Genomic DNA, 19329 nt, shown 5'->3' with positions numbered 1-19329 from the left:
ATCAATGTGAAAATTTTCCATCCACCTGCTTAAGAGATGAAATGTGTGCCACCTGTGAACAGCATATCGAGAATTATTCGCTAGTGCGAGGTGATTTCAATAGAGTATTATAATCGTCCTTAAAATCCCTGGAGATTTAAGGATTATGATTTTTTCACATTAAGGAGTTATTGTATGAATTTGGGTTTTAACAAGGTGAAAGCGGCCTTAGTTCTAGGATCGTTGTTAAGTTTTAGTTCGTATTCGTTTGGAGAACAGACCGTTGCCAAATGTGAGAACTGGACTTTGTCGACCACTTTTGAGTGGGCCGGTTGTAAATGGAATGCCGATGGTGGATGGGCAGATCAAACAAAAGAGTCACTGTTGGATTCTTTGAAAAAATCGGCTGGTGAAAAAGTGAAAGCGGTCGCGCTGAACTATTTAGCATCGGTCATTCCTGGAGGTTCATTCCTTGCTGCATTTGGGGATAAAAGTGGCCCATCGGAATTGCAGCTTGCTGTAAATCAAATTCTGGATGCGATTAAGGTATCCCAGGAAAAAGTTGTTCAGGAAGTAAATAAAATACTTATCACTAGGGATTTTGCGAGTTTGGATGCGTTTAAGCTCAGGGTCCGAAGTTATATGTTGTACTCCGAAACTGTAAAGAAAAATAATTTATATGAACTACAAAACCTATGGAACACTTCTGTTGAATTGCGAAATTTATTTGAAACTCACACTAACCTTCTTGGTGCGGGCGAGACGATAGATTCCTTGCAGGCCTACATGGCAATAGTCTCGTTGGAGATTATGCTTAGGTCGCAGTTAACTGTTTACAATTATTCTATTTCAGGCGAGCCGGAGAGAATTGGCCCTGCGCTAACCAATCATTATCAAGAAGAATTAGCTGAAGTTTTTCTGCATATGAATAATATTGATTGGGTAAAAGGAGCAGAAGCATTCGAACGAAATAAAAAAGAAACTGTTTGGAACGTTGGTAACAAACTTGGTGGATGCGCAATAGGAAAACTTTATGAATTTGATTACTTGAATGAACATTTTACGATCAGGAATGTATGTTCTATTAAAACGGGTCAGTGTGAAACTGATTTTCCGCAAGGTGATTTTACCAAGCTTGGTATAACCCCCAAGCTTTACTCATACACCAGTACGTATAAAGCCTCTGATTGTACCCCGGATAATGCATCGCAAATGCCGTTGAATGATGGCTCTAATTCGTACAGTGGCAGGGCTATGGTAAATACGGCGGCAGAAAATATTGCGCGCAAATTTATTGGTGATGTCTACAAATCAAGCTACACCATTTTGGACCAATGGTGGGAGATGGCAAAGTTTGGTGGAATGCGGCCAAGAAATTATGCTGATAGAGTATTGATCCAATATTATGCTGATAAAATGTTTGTAGCAAATGGCTATTACAACGTGGCGAGTAGTACCGGTGGCGGTTTGATATATACAGACGGTTACGGCGTTTTTGTGGGAGCTTCTGATGGTTCGTCCGCATCAGCACAGTGGATTTTCGAAAGAAATGGTGAGTTTTTCACCATAAAGAGCCGGTTGAACCAACTATTCCTGCAGCTTAAAAATGGTGTTATCGTGTTGGCCGCCATGCCTGCTGATAACTCATTTGCTTATTGGAAATTAACGGATGTTGATGGAAATCTGAAGTTTAGAAATAAAAACCAGTATGATATTTCATTAAACGATGCTGGAAATACGGTAAGTGCAATTCGAACCACAATTCATACTGTTGAAGCGTCTGGATGGAAGTTAACTAAAAAGTCATCACCAGCCCCAGCCGCACCACAATATGCATACTATGGTTCGACCGGTTGCCCTTCTTACGCTAACTGTCCCGGTTATTTTGTGGGCTGGCCAGCGTCAGAGGGTGCAACTTATTACAATTGGAGAGCAACTGTTTCGGGAAGCATTGCACGGGTTACTACTACTTCGACGACTTCTTATAGCAGCCCTTCCTCCTCCGGGGGTGTTCAGGCATGTAATGAGAGTGGCTGTAGTGCTTGGGTTAATTTTGGCACTCGATAATTAGTGAGACTTTTGTTCTAAAAAAGTGCGGGCTTAACAATGTAGCCCGCATTTTTTTAGAAAGCGCCTGCAATTTTTAACCGCAGGCTATTATCAAGATCGCCGCTAAAATATTGTTGAAATTGCAGACTGATATCGAGAGATCCAAGGGTTTGTCCTATACCTACCACGCCATACACTCCACCATTAATTTCAATGTCTTCTTCATAGCAATTACTACAGTTGCTGATGCTGCGCTCTGAAGCCAACATGCCGCTAACGCCACCCCGAATCGTAAAAAAACTCATATTGTCTTGCCCGAAACGATACTTGGGACCGTATTCAGCGAACAGCATTAAGGCGTTCGCATCTGACTCTTCATAGCCTTCATCACCGTACCAATTATCCCTCACATATTGACTGAAGGCTGCATTGTCACGGTAAAACAAAAAACTGACTCCCAATGAAAGCGTATTTTCGCTCCTACTGGAATAATACTCGGCTGCACCGCCCACAGCAGTGGCAGTCTCTTCAACACGCGCTTCAAATTTGGCTGCAGCTTCTTTATCGATATTTACATGATCCACATGACCCGACCAGCTCCAGCCGGTGTAGTCAGCGTTATTCGGATTATTGTTGTACGGCCCTGCCGCAAAGCTGGTTGCGGCGAGCAGACTGGCGCCAAGTAGGCAGGTTTTTAACAGCAGATTAGTCATAGTGGTGATCCATCATAAATTGACGAGGGTTTAAAAACGGTGCGCAACATACTGCGATTGAACCGGTTTGTAACGCAAGTTTGTGGGATTTTGGGCGAAATAATCTGTACGGCAACTTAACAATTAGCCTGTTAGAGCTGCTTTCCGTGAATTCGGCGCCCCAAGTCTATATAATTCGCGCTTTATTATGTTTCGCCGGTAATTGTCCGGTTTGATGGAGTTCGGCATGTCTGATCGTATAGCCCCCAATCCACGAATTGCTACAGTGGATCGCAACACTCTGGAAACCAAAATCAGTGTCAGCCTCAATCTCGATGGCGCTGGTAAAGGCGTGTTCAATACCGGTGTGCCCTTTCTGGAGCACATGATGGACCAGATCGCGCGCCACGGCATGATCGATCTGGACGTGACCTGCGATGGCGATACTCATATCGATGACCACCACTCAGTCGAGGATATCGGCATCACCATCGGCCAGGCGATTGCCAAAGCCATCGGTGATAAAAAGGGCATTCGCCGTTATGGTCACGCCTATGTACCACTCGATGAGGCCTTGTCGCGGGTGGTGATCGATTTTTCCGGCCGCCCCGGTCTGGTTATGCAGATTCCATTTACACAAAAGCGTGTCGGCCAGTTTGATGTGGAATTGTTCTGGGAGTTTTTCCAGGGCTTCGTCAACCACGCCGGTGTCACCCTGCATGTGGACAACCTGCGCGGCCACAATGCCCATCACCAGATCGAAACCGTGTTCAAAGCCTTCGGTCGCGCCCTGCGTATGGCGCTTGAACTGGATCCGCGTATGGAAGGCATTATGCCCTCCACCAAAGGTAGCCTCTGATTTATGACTATTGGTAAGCAGACCGTTGCCGTTATCGATTACGGCATGGGCAATCTCCACTCGGTGGCTAGCGCCCTAAGCCATGTTGCTCCTGAACAAAACGTCGTGGTGACATCCGATCCCGCTGTTGTAGCTGCTGCTGACCGGGTGGTATTCCCTGGTGTGGGCGCGATTCGCGATTGCATGGCAGAAATCAAACGCCTCGGCTTTGATAAGTTGCTGCGCGAGCAAATCGCTACCGGCAAGCCGGTACTGGGAATTTGTGTTGGCATGCAGGCGTTGATGGATCACAGCGAAGAAAACGGTGGTGTGGATTGCATCGGCATACTGTCGGGAAAAGTGCGCTTCTTCGGCGAAAACCATACAGATAGCACTGGTGCACATCTCAAAGTACCGCATATGGGCTGGAATCAGGTGCATCATAACGATCACCCGCTTTGGGTGGGGATCGAGCAAGATAGCCGTTTCTATTTCGTGCACAGCTTCTACATTTTGGCCGATGATGCCAGCCAAGTTGCGGCAACGTGCGATTACGGCGTGCAGTTTCATGCAGCACTGACACGCGGCAACCTGTTTGCGGTGCAATTCCACCCGGAAAAAAGCCATACGGCTGGCCTGCAGCTCCTGAAGAATTTTTTACATTGGGATGGCCGTAATTAAGGCGCAGCAAGCAGCGCCTCAAAACTGCCCAACAACACGCAATTTGTTATCCAAAAATACACAACGATTATCAGGGCGCAGCAAGCAGTGCCCCTACGTGAGATTGAAGATGTTAATTATCCCCGCAATTGATTTAAAAGACGGCCAATGTGTGCGCTTACGTCAGGGCTTGATGGACGATTCCACCGTGTTCTCCGATGATCCCGTCGCTATGGCTGCACAATGGGTGCAACAAGGTTGTCGCCGTTTACACTTGGTCGATTTGAATGGTGCCTTTGAAGGCAAGCCGGTCAATGGCGGTGTGGTTACTGCTATCGCCAAAGCTTACCCCAAGCTGCCGATCCAGATCGGGGGAGGCATCCGCAGCGCGGAAACTATCGAGTACTACCTGAATGCGGGTGTTGAATACGTGATTATCGGCACCAAAGCGGTAAAAGAGCCGCAGTTTGTGACCGATATGTGCAAGCAATTCCCAGGTCATATCATCGTCGGCCTGGATGCCAAAGACGGTTGGGTTGCCACCGATGGTTGGGCTGAAGTATCCAACGTGCAGGCGAGTGAATTGGCTAAACGTTTTGAGCAAGATGGCGTGAGCAGCATCGTCTACACCGACATCGCCCGCGACGGCATGATGCAGGGTGTGAATGTGCAGGCGACTGTGGCCATGGCGCAGGCTTCCAGTATTCCGATCATCGCTTCCGGTGGTGTCACCAATATGGACGATATCATCGCGCTTAAAGCCGAAGCCCACAAAGGCATCTGTGGCGCTATCACCGGCCGCGCGATTTACGAAGGCACGCTGACTATGGCGGAAGCGCAGGCCTACTGCGACGCTAATTAATTCCGGAACTGATTATGGCACTCGCAAAACGCATAATTCCCTGCCTTGATGTGGATAATGGCCGCGTAGTCAAAGGTGTGCAATTTCTGGATATCCGCGATGCGGGCGATCCAGTCGAAATCGCCAAGCGCTATAACCAGGAAGGTGCGGATGAGATCACCTTTCTCGATATCACTGCCACCCACGAAGGGCGGGCGACGACTGTGCACACCGTCGAGAAGATCGCCAGCGAAGTGTTTATCCCGCTTACGGTGGGCGGCGGCATCCGCACCGTGGACGATATCCGCACCATGCTCAACGCCGGGGCCGATAAGGTGGGTATCAACTCTGCTGCGGTATTTAATCCCGATTTTGTTAAAGCAGCATCTGACCGCTTTGGCGCCCAGTGCATAGTGGTGGCCATTGATGCCAAAAAAGTGAGCCTTGCAGGCGAAGCGGCACGCTGGGAGATTTTCACCCACGGAGGACGCAAACCGACCGGGATTAATGCTGTGGAGTGGGCGATCAAAATGGCTGAATTTGGCGCTGGCGAAATCCTGCTGACCAGTATGGATGGTGATGGCACTAAAAAAGGCTATGACCTGGGTGTCACCCGTGCGATCAGCGATGCAGTGCCGGTACCCGTCATCGCCTCTGGTGGCGTGGGCAATCTGCAGCATTTGGTGGATGGGGTGACCGAAGGGCGCGCCGATGCGGTGCTGGCAGCGAGTATCTTTCACTTCCGCGAATACACTGTGCCGCAAGCCAAAGAATTTATGCGCGCCCGGGGGATTGAGGTGCGTTTGTAATGACAGAATAGATTTTTGAAAAACGAAAAAGGGCGCTCACGGAGCGCCCTTTTTCGTGCCCGGCCTAAAGCGTACTTTAGGCCGCGCGATACTGTTTCAGCATGTCCGACACTTTCGGTTCAGATGCTTGAATAAAGTCGATAAATTCACCGACGCCAGTTTCAGCATCGTCGCGGCTATCAAATGGACCTATATCCACTCCTTCACGGGTGGTGTAGTACCAGTAGCCATCTTTCTGTAAGTAGCGACCATGGCGTGAAGGTACTGAACCCTGTTCGCCCGCTCTGTTGAATGTAGCCATATAAGCCCCCTCGCTAAAGTTCCTGAAAATCGAATCCCTCACGGGTTGATCAATTATCACCCTCGCTGATTATAGACATCATTTATAAATGCCGGCTAGATTTAGTTGGTCTTGCAAAGTTGGCTTTTAATAACCAAAAGTTTGTATTTTAAAATTCATGCGCCATTTTTCAGGGCATTAAGACTAGATCAAGAGAAAATGGGTCAATGGGCACCCATATCTGCGGCCAAAGATTGATCGGGGGCGCAATACAGGTTGTATTGCTTTGCTCCCCCAATTGTTGATATTTGCCACTGAGCAACATCAATTGTGATGCTTTGACCAGTTGCACCTTATATTGGTTCAGAAGTGGTTGCAGTTGTTCCAGTTCGGTGAGGGTTTCCGGGTAGGGGTGGCCTATGGCGATAGCTGAACCCTGTTGCTGTGCCAGTTCGAGTGCGCGCAGCAACTGGTATCGAATATTGCTGCGGGTAGGTTCGTCATCGAGGAATACATCGCGTTTGCGACTGGGGAGTTGGATTTTTTCGGCCATTGTCAGCGCCTTGGTCTGCGGACTGGTACGGCTATCGACAAAATATAAGCCTCGCAGCTTGAGCTCTGCCATTAACCATCGCATAGGTTCGGCCTGCTCGGTCAACTGGCTGCCCATGTGGTTGTTGACACCCTGAACATGCGGGATGTTGGCGAGATTTTGGCGTAACACGGTGAGGAATTCGGCGCGCTGCATACCGCTTACCAAACCGCCAGGCCCCAAAGGATAGTTACGGCGATTGCTCATGGGGGCATGCAGCATAATTTCTTTGCCGCGCTGATGGCCGCGCTGCGCAAGTTCAATACCGTGAGGGGTGAAAGGTAAAACGGCGAGGGTGAAGTCGCCCTGTAAATCGGCCGTGCGCTTACCGAGTGCGAGGCTGTAGCCAATATCATCGATAATGATAGCCAGACTGCCTTGCGCAAATACCGGCTGGCTCAGTGAAAGTGCTAGCACAGCCAGCCATAGTGAACCGGAAGCGAAGCACTTGGCCATGACCGTCAGCACGTGGATTTATTCGCTATCGCCTTCGGGGGGCAGCTCTGGCTGGACAACTATATCGGGCGCAATGGGAGCCACCTCTGCTGCAGCCGGAGCAGCAGCGAGCGGGGTGTTTTGGATAAAAATATTCAGCCCTTTGAGCAGGTTCAATGCCTCGTGTAGCTGATTGTCCTCTTTGAGCAATTCCGCACTGCTGATGCGCTTGTTGGCGCGATCCTTACTCGTGCTCTCCTCGCCGCCTTTGGTGTTGCCGAGATGGCGCGCGAGGTCTGCTTCGGTAGTACCCAAGCCTTTTTGGATAGCGGTAATTTCTACGCGTTCTACATCTACATCCGGCTCAATGCCCTGCGCCTGGATCGAACGGCCATTGGGGGTGTAATAGAGCGCGGTGGTGAGTTTGATGGCGCGATCGTTACTGATTGGGATGACTGATTGCACCGAGCCTTTACCAAAGCTCCGTGTACCCATAATCACTGCACGCTTATGGTCTTGCAGGGCGCCGGCGACGATTTCCGAGGCGGAAGCCGAGCCATCATTGATCAACACGACGAGTGGTAAGTTATTAGTGATGTCGCCTGCTTCGGCGTTGTAGCCAATATTGCTATTGTCGAGGCGACCTTGGGTATAGACGACCTGTCCGCCATCGAGGAATGCATCCACTACTTCTACTGATGCCTGCAAAACGCCGCCGGGGTTATTGCGCAAATCGAGAATAATGCCTTTGGTGTCCGGGTTTTTCTTTAATTGCTCGCGCAATTTTTTGGCGACATCTTTGCCAGTATCCAGTTGAAACTGGGCCAGGCGAATGTAGAAATAATCCTGCTCCAGAATGCGCGTGCGCACGCTCTGCACCTTGATGATATCGCGCATCAACTCAAAATCGAGCGGCTGATCAACGCCCTCGCGCATCACGGTAATTTTGATCGGGCTATTTTTGGGGCCGCGCATTAAGTTCACGGCTTTATTCAAATCCATACCTTTGACGGGTTTGTCGTCGATACGGATCACCACATCGCCTGAGAGAATCCCCGCTTTGGCGGAAGGGCTGTCATCAATGGGCGTAATGACTTTGACAAAACCTTCGTCGATGCTGACCTCTAATCCGATCCCACCAAATTCGCCTGAGGTGCTAGCTTGCAGATCAGCGAAGGCCTCTTTATCGAGATAGGCAGAGTGGGGGTCGAGTTCAGAGATCATGCCTTTGATGGCATACTCAAGCAGCTTGGCATCATCGATTTCATCGACATAACCGTTGCGGACATGGTCGTAAACACGCGTAAAGGTACGCAGCTCTTCCAGCGGTAAAAGGCCAGCGTCGGTAGCAACAGGCTTGTCGTCAGCTAGGACGGGGGCAGCTAAAAAGACGGGCGATATAAACAGGCTAAGCAGTATGCCTGGGGCGGCTAGCCGGGTGAAAACAGGTGCTTTAAGCCGGAATGTAAAAGCAGCGCGAAACATAGCGTCTCCGATGACCGCAACAGCTGAAATATAAACAGTAAACCCGAGCCGCCAATAGAGCGGCTTAGCGGGCGCACACTAAGCTAAACCATAAAAAAATGACAGGTGTTACCAAAAATAATTCCTGTGTTGCGCGCGCTTAACCGCGCGCTAACCAGCCGCCTGGATCTATAGGTTTGCCATTGTGGCGAATTTCAAAATAGAGCCCGGCGCTTGCCTGCCCACCTGAGTTGCCGACATTAGCAATAGCCTCTCCAGCGTGCACAGGTTCGCCAGCTTTTTTCAATAAATTCTGGTTGTGTGCGTAGAGGCTTAAATAGCCTTCACCGTGATCCACAATCACCAGCAATCCGTGACCGCCAAAATAATCAGCAAACACCACGCGGCCATGATGAACCGCAATAACGGAATTGCCCATAGGAGCAGAGATATAAGCACCGCTCCAGCTCATCTGCCCGGCAATCCGTGCACTGCCGAAACGATGGATCATGCTGCCTTGGGTTGGCCAGGGCAAGCGGCCTTTGCGCAGCGAGAATTTTTCGCCGCCCTTGGGTAAAGGCACATAACCGGGGGAATTGATTGCACCAGTGGTGGCGACACTTTTGGCCACGCGTTCCAGCAAGGCTTGTAGGCGACGGCGATCTTCGCTGAGCTGCTTGAGTTCCTGACTTTTGTTTTTGAGTTGGCTGTTCACTTTGGCAAGCGCCTGCTGGCGCTCACCGTGAATGGTTTTGAGTTGCGCGCGCTGGGCGTCCAGCTCGGTTTGCATAACGCCTAACTCAAGTGTTTTTTTTTCTATCTCTGGTGTGAGCGCGTCAATGCGGGTGATGGTATCAAGATAGGTTTGCATTTTGGCAGTGTGCGCTTCCATAAAATAGCTGTGGTATTTCATGATGCGCGACAACTGGTCGGGCGATTCCTGATTCAGCAATACCTTGACTTCACTCTGCTCTCCGAGTTTGTGCGCCGCACGCATCTGTTCAGCGATTTGTGTCTGTTGATTTTTACGCGCTTGTTCCAGTTGACTGCGTTCGTTTTTTAATTTATCCAACTCTTTATTTTGTTCATTGAGCTGTTTATTAATATCGCTGGCTTTTTTTTGCAGCTCATTAATTTGGGTTTCGGATTTTTCCAGATTTTTTTGTAAATCCGAGCGAGTGCCTTGCACTTGCTTTAATTCTTTTTGCAGCGCTTCAATTTCTTTTTGCAGCTTTACCATTTCGGCCTTTTCATCGGCGTAGGCATGACCGGCAAAAAAAAGGGCCGCACAGAGCAGACTGTTAAGCGTAATAGTTTTGGAAAATACAAAAAAACGCTTCATGTTTTTTAGTTATCTTAGTAGGGAATTTTTCGGGAGTAAGCGCCGAGGTTGAACCAGAGTCCCACCTCGACCGGAATTAACCGAGTGTAATTAAATTTCTGCCAGTCATTTCTGCTGGTTGTGGCAAACCCATCAAATGCAACATGGTGGGCGCTACATCAGCGAGTGAGCCACCCGGTGCAATGGTGCCTTTGCGCGAGCTGCAGAAAATAAATGGAACCGGTAAAGTGGAATGCTGGGTGTGCGGTTGCCCGGTTTCTTCATCGAACATTTCTTCTACGTTGCCGTGGTCGGCAGTAATCAAGGCTTCGCCGCCCACTTTTTCTACCGCTGCCAATACGCGGCCCACACAAATATCCACTGCTTCAACGGCTTTAATCGCTGCCTCCATAATACCGGAGTGGCCCACCATATCGCAGTTGGCATAGTTGCAAATGATTGCGTCGTATTTGCCTGATTCAATCGCTTCAACCAATTTGTCAGTCACAATCGGTGCGTTCATTTCCGGTTGCAAATCGTAGGTGGCGACTTGTGGAGAGGGAACCAAAATACGATCTTCACCGGGATAAACTACTTCATTACCGCTGTTGAAAAAGAAAGTCACATGCGCGTATTTTTCAGTTTCTGCGATACGCAATTGGGTTTTGCCCAGTTGCGAAATGTAATCACCAAATGAATTGGTTAAATCTTCCGGCGGAAACGCGATAGGCGCATTTATGCTGGAGGCGTATTCAGTAGTTTGTACAAAGTGTGCGATTTCTGGATTCATTTCGCGCTCAAACCCGGTGAAGTTTTCTTCGATCAGCGCATTGGTAATTTCGCGCGCGCGGTCGGGGCGGAAGTTCATAAAAATCACTGAGTCGCCATCGTTAATGGTGGCGACTTCTTCGTCTTCGGCACAGATCACTGTCGCTTTCACAAACTCGTCGTTTTCACCGCGTTCATAAGCTGCTTTTAAACCGTCAACAGCGGTGAGCGCATCATATTCAGCGTCGCCGGTAACCATCACATCGTAGGCGGCTTTTACTCGATCCCAACGGTTGTCGCGGTCGAGTGCAAAGTAGCGGCCGACAATCGAGGCAACGCGGCCAGCACCTAATTCGTTAAAAATATCCTGGGCGCGCTGGAGGGATTTTTCCGCGCTGCGTGGCGCCGTATCGCGGCCATCCAAAAACGCGTGCAGGTAAACGTCTTTTGCACCGCGCTGCACTGCCATTTTCATCATTGCATAGATGTGGTCTTCGTGACTGTGTACACCGCCTTCAGAAAGCAGGCCGAGAATATGCACGGCTTTGCCGTTGGCGATAGCGCTATCGATAGCCTTGACGTAAACCGGATTGGTAAAAAAATCGCCATCGCTAATCGCTTTATTGATGCGCGTAAAGTTTTGGTAGACCACGCGTCCAGCACCGAGGGTCATATGCCCCACTTCGCTATTGCCCATTTGGCCTTCGGGCAACCCTACCGCCATGCCTGAAGTTTCAATCAGGCTTTTTGGGTTGTTGGCCCAGAGTTTGTCGAACACGGGTTTGTGGGCCGCGGCAATCGCGTTGTATTTGGTCTTTTCAGAGTAACCAAAGCCGTCGAGGATCAACAGAACTACCGGTTTTTTCGCGCTCATAAATGATTTCCAATGTCGGATTAACATGAATCGGTCGATGCTGGCAGCTGCTTGTGGCAACCAAAGTAGTCAACCGCTAGGTGATGGTTTGGGCAGCCGCCCAAGAGTGATAGGCATTCTAGCGGGTTGGGAGCCTCAACTCTATGTCTGAACAAAAAAGGTCTATGTGCAATCCGGTTACTGCGGCGATTAAACCGGCCCCGAAGCGGCGTCGACCAACGCTATCCATCGTGTATACTTCGCGGCCTTACCGCCCGCTCTGGATAAAGTTTGCCGCAGCCTGCATTGAAATCCACTTTGCCTGCCCCCACTTTCGTCCAACTAGCGCAATCCGGGCGGTCTAAACCTCCTCATCGCTAACTACCAAAAGGCAAGTATCGTGGATTTTTTTGCATTTGTTTCCCAGGAGTGGCTGCTCGTCACCACCCTGATTGTGTTGATTTATGTCTATGTCTGGCGCGACCGTATCAAGAGTGGTCGTCCGGTATCTCCGCACGAAGTCACCAAGCTGGTAAATGGCGGCAATGCAGTGTTGGTGGATTTGCGTGATAGTGCTGAATTTAAAGCAGGTCATATCGTGGGTGCCTTGAACATCCCCTTCGCCAAGCTCAGCAAAGAATCGACCGAAGTGGCGAGTTACAAAGATAAAACCATCATCCTCGTCGACAAGCTCGGCCAGCATGCCGGTGCTGTTGGCCGTTTCCTCGGTAAAGAAGGTTTTGATGTGCGTCGCCTCGGCGGCGGGATTGCCGAATGGCAGGCGCAAAGTTTGCCGCTGGTGAAAGGCAAGTAATCCTTCGCTTACTTTTATTGTTATTCCTGGAGTCAACTATGGCGCGCGTGTTGATGTATACCACCGCAGTTTGCCCTTACTGCGTTAATGCCAAGAAGTTGTTGGCGCAAAAAGGCGTTGCAGTGGAAGAAATTCGCGTCGACAGCCAACCGCAATTGCGCCAGGAAATGATGGCCAAAAGCGGCCAGCGGACTGTCCCACAAATCTGGATCGGCGAGCAACATGTCGGCGGCTTTACCGATCTTTGGGCGCTGGACAAAGCCGGAAAATTGGATGCGCTACTGGCGCAAAACTAAACCGATTTTTTACCAAAAAAGCTAAACAAATCATTCATAAACCAGTCAAGTCGAGTTCACTATGTCAGAAGAAAATAACCAACAAGATGCTGGCCAAGCAGCTGCGGGCGGCCCGGTATTTGCAATCCAACGTATCTACTTAAAAGATATATCCTTTGAAACCCCTATGGGTCCTGAGGCGTTTACCAAAGCCTATAAGCCAAATATTCAGCAGGATCTAAACATCCAGGCCAACCAGGTTGAGGAAGGTCTGTTTGAGGTGGTACTGCTGCTCACTATCACGGCGCGCACTGAAGATCGCGCGGTATTTTTAGTTGAAGTAAAACAAGCCGGCTTGTTTGCGATCTCAGGTATTGAAGGCCCGGCAGTTACCCAGCTGATCAACACCGCGTGTCCGCAAATTCTATTCCCCTATGCGCGCGAAGCAGTTGACAGCATTCTCGGTCGCGGCAGCTTCCCACCCCTGATGCTCGCGCCGATCAATTTTGATGCGGTATTTGTGCAGGCAATTACTGCTGCGCAACAACAAGCTGCACAGGCGCAAGCGGAAAAGCCGGAAGTTGTGAATTAATTCAGCCGCCGTGCGCGACCTGAGCGGCTCGAGCCACTCAGGTTGACACAAAGGCAATCACGCAGGTGGTTGCCTTTTTTATTGCGTGTAGATACGAAAGGAAATCTGTCATTGTAATCTCGCCAAAGTCTCGCATAATCAAGCCTGCCGACCGCAGGGAGTAACTGCTCATGTTTAACCTTTCCGCCCAAAATGCCAATCAAACCAGCCATATCGCCGCCATCGACCTTGGCTCCAATAGTTTCCATATGATTGTGGCGCGCTGGGACAACGGCCAACTCACCTTGCTCGACCGTTTACGCGAACCCGTGCGCCTTGGTTTTGGCCTGCAGGAAGACCTCAGCCTAAGTGAGGATGCGCGCGATCGTGCACTCGCTTGCCTTGAGCGGTTTGGCGAATGCCTGCGCGGTTATCCTTCGCGCAGCGTACGTATTGTGGGCACCAAAACTCTGCGAAGCGTTAAGGATTCTAGCCAATTTCTTGCGGAAGCCGAGAAACGCCTCGGCCATCCGGTAGAAATTATTTCCGGCGACGAAGAGGCGCGCTTGATTTATCTCGGTGTCGCCAATGACATAGCGCCGGATGATCGCAATCGCATCGTGATGGATATCGGTGGCGGCAGTACCGAAGTGATTTTGGGCAAGGGCATGCAACCGCGCCTGAAAGAAAGTTTGAACATGGGCTGCATTGCCATCACCAAAAAATTCTTTATGGACGGCAAGGTCAACGAAAAGTTGATCACCAAAGCCTTGATCGCCTGTCTACAGGAATTGGAACCGGTAAAAGATGAATTTTTACAAGCCGGTTGGCAGCAGGTAATAGGTGCGTCGGGTAGTATCAAAGCGGTTGCCAAAGTCTGTCAGGCCAACGGCTGGAGCGATGGCACTATCACGCTCGATTCACTCGAAAAAATTATTGCAATTTATTTAAACCACGGCAAAGTGGATGCGCAAATTGCCGGCCTCTCGGAAGATCGCCAACCGGTATTCCTCGGTGGCGTTATGGTGCTGAGCGCGCTGTTTGAGGCGCTTGAACTCAAACAAATGGTCGCGGCCGATTGGGCATTGCGCGAAGGCCTGTTGTTTGACCAAAAAGGCCGTTTGGAAAATCACGATATTCGCCAGGCGAGCGTCGATGCGCTCGCAGCGCGCTTTCATGTGAATATGGACAAGGCTCGCGCCGTGGAAAAAACGGCGCTCAACCTGTTAAGCCAAGTCGCCCCCAATTGGCAGCTCACCGCAGAGGATGCAAGTAAACTGCTCGGCTGGGCCGCACGTTTATATCAAGTCGGTTTGGATATAGCGCACAACGACTATCACAAACACTCGGCGTATATAGTACAAAACGTCGATCTCGCTGGTTGCTCTCGTGCCGAGCAAACCCAACTCGCCGCTTTGGTGCTCGCACATCGCAAACGTTTCCCCGCAAAAAGTTTTCCGCTCGACAACAGCGACCTGGTTCGGCTTGCGATTTTATTGCGCATGGCCGCAATTTTTCATCGCGGAAAAATTAAAGACGGGTTACCAACTATTGCCGTCAAAGCCGACGGCAGAAAAATAAAATTAATACTGCCTGCAAAATGGATAGAAGACCATCCACTTACCCAGGCAGATTTGGAAACAGAACAACGGCATTTGAGTGATATTGGCTACGACTTCCAACTACTGACACAATGATCCGGTAAGCGGCTACATGCTACTGCTGCGCCGCCAACTCAAAGTGATCAATCAATTCCATCGCTGCCACAATCAAATGATAAAGCGTGCTCGCAGGAGCAACATCCACTACCACTTCATCATTAGCGCCGCGCTGGTCAACGTAAGAACCCGGTGTTGATGCGCAGAGATAGTAGGTAAATAAATCATCCACTCCTCTGATGGCAATTGCCTCAGCATCTGAATTACCTTCGCGGATTTGCACCAAACTCGCTTTAATTAATTCAGTGATACCCCAGCAGCGTTTATTAGGGTCAATCACCTCACCGGTATAGCGCACCGCATCAAATAACAACCCGGACTTATCCATTCCGATCTCCAATCCGCGTGCGTAGAGCGCCTTAGTGTAATGCGCGACCGGGCGGCCTGTCCGGCGATGATACCAATCGAGCAGCCACACCCATTCCATCATATGACCGGGTTCAACCGTGTCACCTTTGGCGTTGGGCAAGCGCACCCAGTTGTCATCAAAAAATTCAAACAACACACCGTGTTCTGTATCAAAAAAATGCGCTTGAAAAAGTGCAAACAATTCACCGACGCGCGCTAAATATTTTGCATCATGAGTCGCATCATAAAGCGCGAGAAACGCTTCAAACAAATGCATGTGCGGATTTTGGCGGCGACAGGCGTAGTCATAATCGCCTTCAATCCATCCACCGACTGCAGAACCAAAACGTGCATCCAAATGGGCAACTAATTTATCAGCTTCCTGCAGATAAGATTCTTCGCCAAACGCGCGATAACACCATGCGTTAGCGAGCAGAAAAAAAGCGTGGTCGTAAAGATCCTGTTTGGTATCGACCACCACAAAATCTTTATTGAGCAAATGTGTGTAACCGCCACCAGCTGTTGGATGTGACGCTGTTTTTTGGACAAATGCGAGCAAGTTTTTTGCAACGGTTTTACCTTCCGGGCACCAGCCGCGATGATAGGCGGCGGCAAAGAAAAACGCCTGCCGCGCCTGTACACGCACGCGGGTACTGGACTGCAGATCAGGCACGCCTGAAGGTGTTAGTCGCTCGTAGTTCGCTTGGGTGTTAGGTTCGATACCGCGCGCTAACCAAAGAGGCAGGGCATCGTTTCTGATCCAGTGTTCAAGGCGACTGGCCGCCGCACGCAATGTTTGTGTCATAAGGATTCCCAATTCGCAGCGCCGCCCCTGGCGAGAAAAGTAATGATCGGATTGATTGCGGCTGATGTGGCAGGGGCATTTTGCGGGAGGATTACACAGGGCGCAAATAAAAAACCCCGGCGAACCGGGGTGAAAAAAACACAACAGCGGGCTACGGCTTAGCAATTCATCACTAACAACTGCCAGCAATCTTGTGTAACAGTCTATTGCTCAAAAGCATAAAACTGTAACCGATTACCAACAAATAACCATGAATAAAAAGGCCTTAGCGACATTCATTATCCATAAATATGTAACCGGTTTCAATCATTTATGTGCCTTCCGTACAAAATTATTGATGCCGGTGAAATTTATGCGGATTATAAAGAACAACCCCCGACGAATCGGGGGTTTTGTGAGGCAGGTATCACTGTGGTAGGAAGTCGAATGTCTGGTTAAGGGTCGTACGCGCCACATTGGAGGCTGGGAAAGTGATCAGTTTGATGCGCTGCAGTATCTTCATCTCCAGATCCTTATCACCCAGTTCACTGGACACCAGACTGGCCTCAACAATTTTACCGTTGGGGTCGATCACTATCTTCACCACCATCTTACCTTCAAGCGCGGCGTTCTGACGTAGGGCGCGGTTGTAGATCGAATAAATAGCGCCCTTGTGTTGCTCCATAATTTTGCGGATTTCTTCTTCACTGCGCGCTGCGCCGCCCGCTCCATTGCTATTACCGGCAGTAGCCTGGCCGGCTTTTTTAGTGCCGTCTGCCAAGCCACTTTTCACCTTGGTTGTTTCACGGCCAGACAAGGCAACACCACCAGTATCGCGGCTCAGGGCAGCGGTGTTGATGCCACCACTCGCTACCTTGGCCCCGCTAGTGATCATCGCCCTATCAACCTGAGCCGCTTCGCCGGTACTATTCGTCACCGTCGTTGCCGCTGTCTCTACCGCCGAGGTTTGCATCATTTCGCGCATTTCGGCGAGGTCATCTTTGAACTGCATAACCCCGCTGTTCTCGGCTTGTTCGCGCGCTTTTTCCAAGCTTGCTTTGGGCGGCGCCTTGACCGGCTCTTTCGGTTTCTCAACCGGCTTTACTTCGGGCGGTTTTTCTACAGGTTTTTCTTCCGGTGTTGGCTCAGGCTTTTTTTCTTCTGGTTTGGGCGGCTCCACAGGTTTGGGCGGTGGCAGCTCTTGCTTCTCCAACACCACGCGCGCCAATTGCGGCGGCAATTTTTCTTTTTCCGTGCGCTCCATTTCCGGGACACTGATAATGGTTACGGCAATACTGGCAAGCAATAACACCACAAAACTGATCGATAAAATTTTATTGAAGCGCCTATCGTCATCGATTGATGAACTCCAGGGCAGCTCCAGATTCAGAGTGAGGCTGGCCATATCAACCTCCCCCATTCGCGGGCAGTTCTTTTTTGGTTACCGCCAGGGAAATATCGCGATACTCAGCTGCCGCACAGGTGGCCATGACTTTTTTCAAAATTTGGTAGGGAACTTTTTGATCCGCCATAATCGTTACCGGGCGACCAGTCAACTGATCTTCCACTTTCAGCGGTCCCGCTTTTTGTGCGAGATATTTTAGCTCCTGCTCCAGGGGTGCAAAATTATTTCCGGTTGCTGCAACAAGGTCGGCAACACTACCTACAGATCGCCCACCGACAATGACATCCGTTGCACTCACCAATACCACCAAATTATTTTCCGGCACTTGCTCGGAAAAAGACGCAGGTAATTTGATGCTTTTGTCAGTCTGCAACACTTCTACATCGCCGGAATTTACCAACAGGAAAAATACCAGGATGGTGAAGATATCCATTAGCGATACCAGGTTAAGACTTGGAACCTGATTCAAACGGCGATGATGCTTGGCCATACGTTTGGCACGCAGCGATTGCTTCATTGCGCACCTCCTGCCGGACTCGCCACCGCACCAGTCGATGCGCCGGGAGGCGGCGCATCACCCAATGAAATTTCCGGAAACAATTCCGCATCCACTAGATTCGCTGCCACCACCGCTTTGAATGAGCGCACGGTATCCATAGTGGTGACCAGGGTTTGGTAATCCGTATCTTTTTCGGAGAGGATATAAATATCTTTTTTCTGGATGCCTTTGTCTTCCAGCAAACGTTTGGTCTCTTGCAATACACCGGCGAGCAATTTGAAATCGTATTCGCCGTCAGATGTCTTCTCTACCCACTTTAATTTAATACCCGCCGGATAATTCACTTCAAATTTATCCGCGCGAATAATTAATTCCAATTGCTGCGGAGGCTCTTCGGTTTGGGGAATACTGGAGTCGGCCATGTCTGGCAACTTCAGATCGAGCACCGTTGTGCGCGCGAGCACCATGCCCATTAGCAATACCGGCACCAATATGATCATCAGATTCATAAAGGAGGTAATGTCGAGCTCCGCGTCCGCTTTAAATCGCCGTTTAATGCGCATAGGTTAAATCCACTTTGTGCAACTAAATAGATGTTAAAAATAACCAGTGTTAACGACTACACCGATTAAATTATTGCGCCGCTTGCGGTTTGGTCGCACTGGCATCTTGCGTACGACTGCGCGGTACATCCTGCACATGGGTAATCATGTTTAAACATTTAACACCGGCCATTTCAAGACTATCGATAATTTCAGTGGTTTTACTTTGCAACATGGAATGCACTAACAGAAGTGGAATCGCCGCAACCAAACCAAACGCAGTGGTATTCATTGCTACCGCAATTGATGAAGAAAGCAATGCGGCTTTTTCTGCCGGGTCGGCACTGGCCACTGCGGTAAACGCCTGGATCAAACCGATAATCGTACCGAGCAAACCAAGCAGCGTGGCAATATTGGCCAGTGTTGCTAAATAGGGCGTGCGCTTTTCAAGACGCGGCATAGCTTCCATCACACCTTCTTCCATTGCCAATTCAATATCATCGCGACGCGGCGACTGGCTCATACGTGCAATACCTGCCGCAATAATCCGCGCGATAGGTGCATCGTCGCTTTTACCCAGATTCACGATGCCCGCATAATCTTTTTTCTGCAGCATCGGCAAAATGCGATTAAAAGCCTGGCGATTCGCACTTTTGGCTGAGGTCAGCACTAACCAACGCTCTATGGCTATTGCAACCCCAACTACCAGCACCACGGCGATGGGATACATAAAGGCGCCGCCTTCTTGGAAAAAACGAATCAGAGTTTCCATAACTTTATTAACCTCGAAAA

20 protein-coding genes are annotated in these 19329 nt (G+C 49.8%); 9 read left to right on the top strand and 11 right to left on the bottom strand.

Annotated features, from left to right (window positions below; all coding sequences use genetic code 11):
* The first annotated feature begins 174 nt into the window (after positions 1–174).
* Entirely contained in the window at positions 175–2046 is a 1872-nt protein-coding gene (locus B4E62_RS10870) for a hypothetical protein (protein ID WP_310074466.1), read from the top strand.
* Positions 2047–2102: 56 nt separating this feature from the next.
* Here B4E62_RS10870 and B4E62_RS10865 read toward each other — a convergent pair whose 3' ends face one another.
* Positions 2103–2741, bottom strand: coding sequence for a hypothetical protein (locus tag B4E62_RS10865; protein WP_331352080.1), 639 nt, complete (start codon positions 2739–2741; stop codon positions 2103–2105).
* Positions 2742–2967: 226 nt separating this feature from the next.
* Here B4E62_RS10865 and hisB point away from each other — a divergent pair, with 226 nt between their 5' ends.
* The 4 genes from hisB (at position 2968) to hisF (ending at position 5868) form a co-directional block, all read left to right on the top strand.
* The gene (gene hisB / locus B4E62_RS10860; protein ID WP_331352079.1) at positions 2968–3579 is read left to right on the top strand and encodes an imidazoleglycerol-phosphate dehydratase HisB; all 612 of its coding nucleotides are present in this window, start codon (positions 2968–2970) and stop codon (positions 3577–3579) included.
* Positions 3580–3582: 3 nt separating this feature from the next.
* Positions 3583–4239 (top strand): imidazole glycerol phosphate synthase subunit HisH, encoded by a 657-nt coding sequence (gene hisH, locus B4E62_RS10855; protein WP_310074471.1) that lies wholly within the window; start codon positions 3583–3585, stop codon positions 4237–4239.
* A 109-nt stretch (positions 4240–4348) separates the two neighbouring features.
* Complete coding sequence (gene hisA / locus B4E62_RS10850) at positions 4349–5080, top strand: 1-(5-phosphoribosyl)-5-[(5-phosphoribosylamino)methylideneamino]imidazole-4-carboxamide isomerase (protein ID WP_310074473.1); 732 nt, start codon at positions 4349–4351, stop codon at positions 5078–5080.
* A gap of 14 nt (positions 5081–5094) precedes the next feature.
* Positions 5095–5868, top strand: coding sequence for an imidazole glycerol phosphate synthase subunit HisF (gene hisF / locus B4E62_RS10845; protein WP_310074475.1), 774 nt, complete (start codon positions 5095–5097; stop codon positions 5866–5868).
* A gap of 76 nt (positions 5869–5944) precedes the next feature.
* Here hisF and B4E62_RS10840 read toward each other — a convergent pair whose 3' ends face one another.
* From B4E62_RS10840 to gpmI, 5 genes are all read right to left on the bottom strand, one after another.
* Positions 5945–6169 (bottom strand): DUF6316 family protein, encoded by a 225-nt coding sequence (locus tag B4E62_RS10840; RefSeq protein WP_310074477.1) that lies wholly within the window; start codon positions 6167–6169, stop codon positions 5945–5947.
* Between the two features lie 169 nt (positions 6170–6338).
* Positions 6339–7196 (bottom strand): divergent polysaccharide deacetylase family protein, encoded by an 858-nt coding sequence (locus B4E62_RS10835; protein WP_331352078.1) that lies wholly within the window; start codon positions 7194–7196, stop codon positions 6339–6341.
* Between the two features lie 18 nt (positions 7197–7214).
* Positions 7215–8660 (bottom strand): S41 family peptidase, encoded by a 1446-nt coding sequence (locus B4E62_RS10830; protein ID WP_310074481.1) that lies wholly within the window; start codon positions 8658–8660, stop codon positions 7215–7217.
* Positions 8661–8799: 139 nt separating this feature from the next.
* Positions 8800–9981 (bottom strand): murein hydrolase activator EnvC family protein, encoded by a 1182-nt coding sequence (locus B4E62_RS10825; RefSeq protein WP_310074483.1) that lies wholly within the window; start codon positions 9979–9981, stop codon positions 8800–8802.
* A gap of 76 nt (positions 9982–10057) precedes the next feature.
* Entirely contained in the window at positions 10058–11602 is a 1545-nt protein-coding gene (gpmI, locus tag B4E62_RS10820) for a 2,3-bisphosphoglycerate-independent phosphoglycerate mutase (RefSeq protein WP_310074486.1), read from the bottom strand.
* A gap of 379 nt (positions 11603–11981) precedes the next feature.
* On the opposite strand from gpmI, the gene B4E62_RS10815 reads away from it, so the two are divergent.
* The 4 genes from B4E62_RS10815 to B4E62_RS10800 all read left to right on the top strand — a co-directional run bounded on the left by B4E62_RS10815 (position 11982) and on the right by B4E62_RS10800 (position 14938).
* A complete protein-coding gene (locus B4E62_RS10815) occupies positions 11982–12395 on the top strand; it encodes a rhodanese-like domain-containing protein (RefSeq protein ID WP_310074488.1) in 414 nt (137 codons plus the stop codon).
* A gap of 38 nt (positions 12396–12433) precedes the next feature.
* Positions 12434–12691, top strand: a complete 258-nt coding sequence (gene grxC, locus B4E62_RS10810) for a glutaredoxin 3 (protein WP_310074490.1) — start codon at positions 12434–12436, stop codon at positions 12689–12691.
* Positions 12692–12752: 61 nt separating this feature from the next.
* The gene (gene secB / locus B4E62_RS10805) at positions 12753–13262 is read left to right on the top strand and encodes a protein-export chaperone SecB (RefSeq protein ID WP_310074492.1); all 510 of its coding nucleotides are present in this window, start codon (positions 12753–12755) and stop codon (positions 13260–13262) included.
* Between the two features lie 170 nt (positions 13263–13432).
* Positions 13433–14938 carry a Ppx/GppA phosphatase family protein gene (locus B4E62_RS10800; RefSeq protein WP_331352077.1) on the top strand — a complete coding sequence of 502 codons (1506 nt, stop codon included), beginning with the start codon at positions 13433–13435 and terminating at the stop codon, positions 14936–14938.
* Positions 14939–14957: 19 nt separating this feature from the next.
* Here the strand turns inward: B4E62_RS10800 and B4E62_RS10795 are convergent, their stop codons facing one another.
* The 5 genes from B4E62_RS10795 to B4E62_RS10775 form a co-directional block, all read right to left on the bottom strand.
* The gene (locus tag B4E62_RS10795) at positions 14958–16112 is read right to left on the bottom strand and encodes an AGE family epimerase/isomerase (protein WP_331352076.1); all 1155 of its coding nucleotides are present in this window, start codon (positions 16110–16112) and stop codon (positions 14958–14960) included.
* 406 nt (positions 16113–16518) lie between these two features.
* Positions 16519–17496 (bottom strand): AgmX/PglI C-terminal domain-containing protein, encoded by a 978-nt coding sequence (locus B4E62_RS10790; RefSeq protein ID WP_331352075.1) that lies wholly within the window; start codon positions 17494–17496, stop codon positions 16519–16521.
* Position 17497: 1 nt separating this feature from the next.
* Positions 17498–18013 (bottom strand): biopolymer transporter ExbD, encoded by a 516-nt coding sequence (locus tag B4E62_RS10785; protein ID WP_310074500.1) that lies wholly within the window; start codon positions 18011–18013, stop codon positions 17498–17500.
* Positions 18010–18558: an ExbD/TolR family protein gene (locus B4E62_RS10780; protein WP_310074501.1), complete on the bottom strand. Its 549-nt coding sequence runs from the start codon at positions 18556–18558 to the stop codon at positions 18010–18012. The genes B4E62_RS10785 and B4E62_RS10780 overlap by 4 nt, the downstream gene beginning before the upstream one ends.
* Before the next feature lie 70 nt (positions 18559–18628).
* Positions 18629–19309 carry a MotA/TolQ/ExbB proton channel family protein gene (locus tag B4E62_RS10775; RefSeq protein WP_331352074.1) on the bottom strand — a complete coding sequence of 227 codons (681 nt, stop codon included), beginning with the start codon at positions 19307–19309 and terminating at the stop codon, positions 18629–18631.
* Between the last annotated feature and the right edge of the window lie 20 nt (positions 19310–19329).

The sequence above is a fragment of the Cellvibrio sp. UBA7671 genome, assembly GCA_002483145.1.
Classification (GTDB): domain Bacteria; phylum Pseudomonadota; class Gammaproteobacteria; order Pseudomonadales; family Cellvibrionaceae; genus Cellvibrio; species Cellvibrio fibrivorans.
This window is presented reverse-complemented; position numbering and strand designations above follow the sequence as displayed.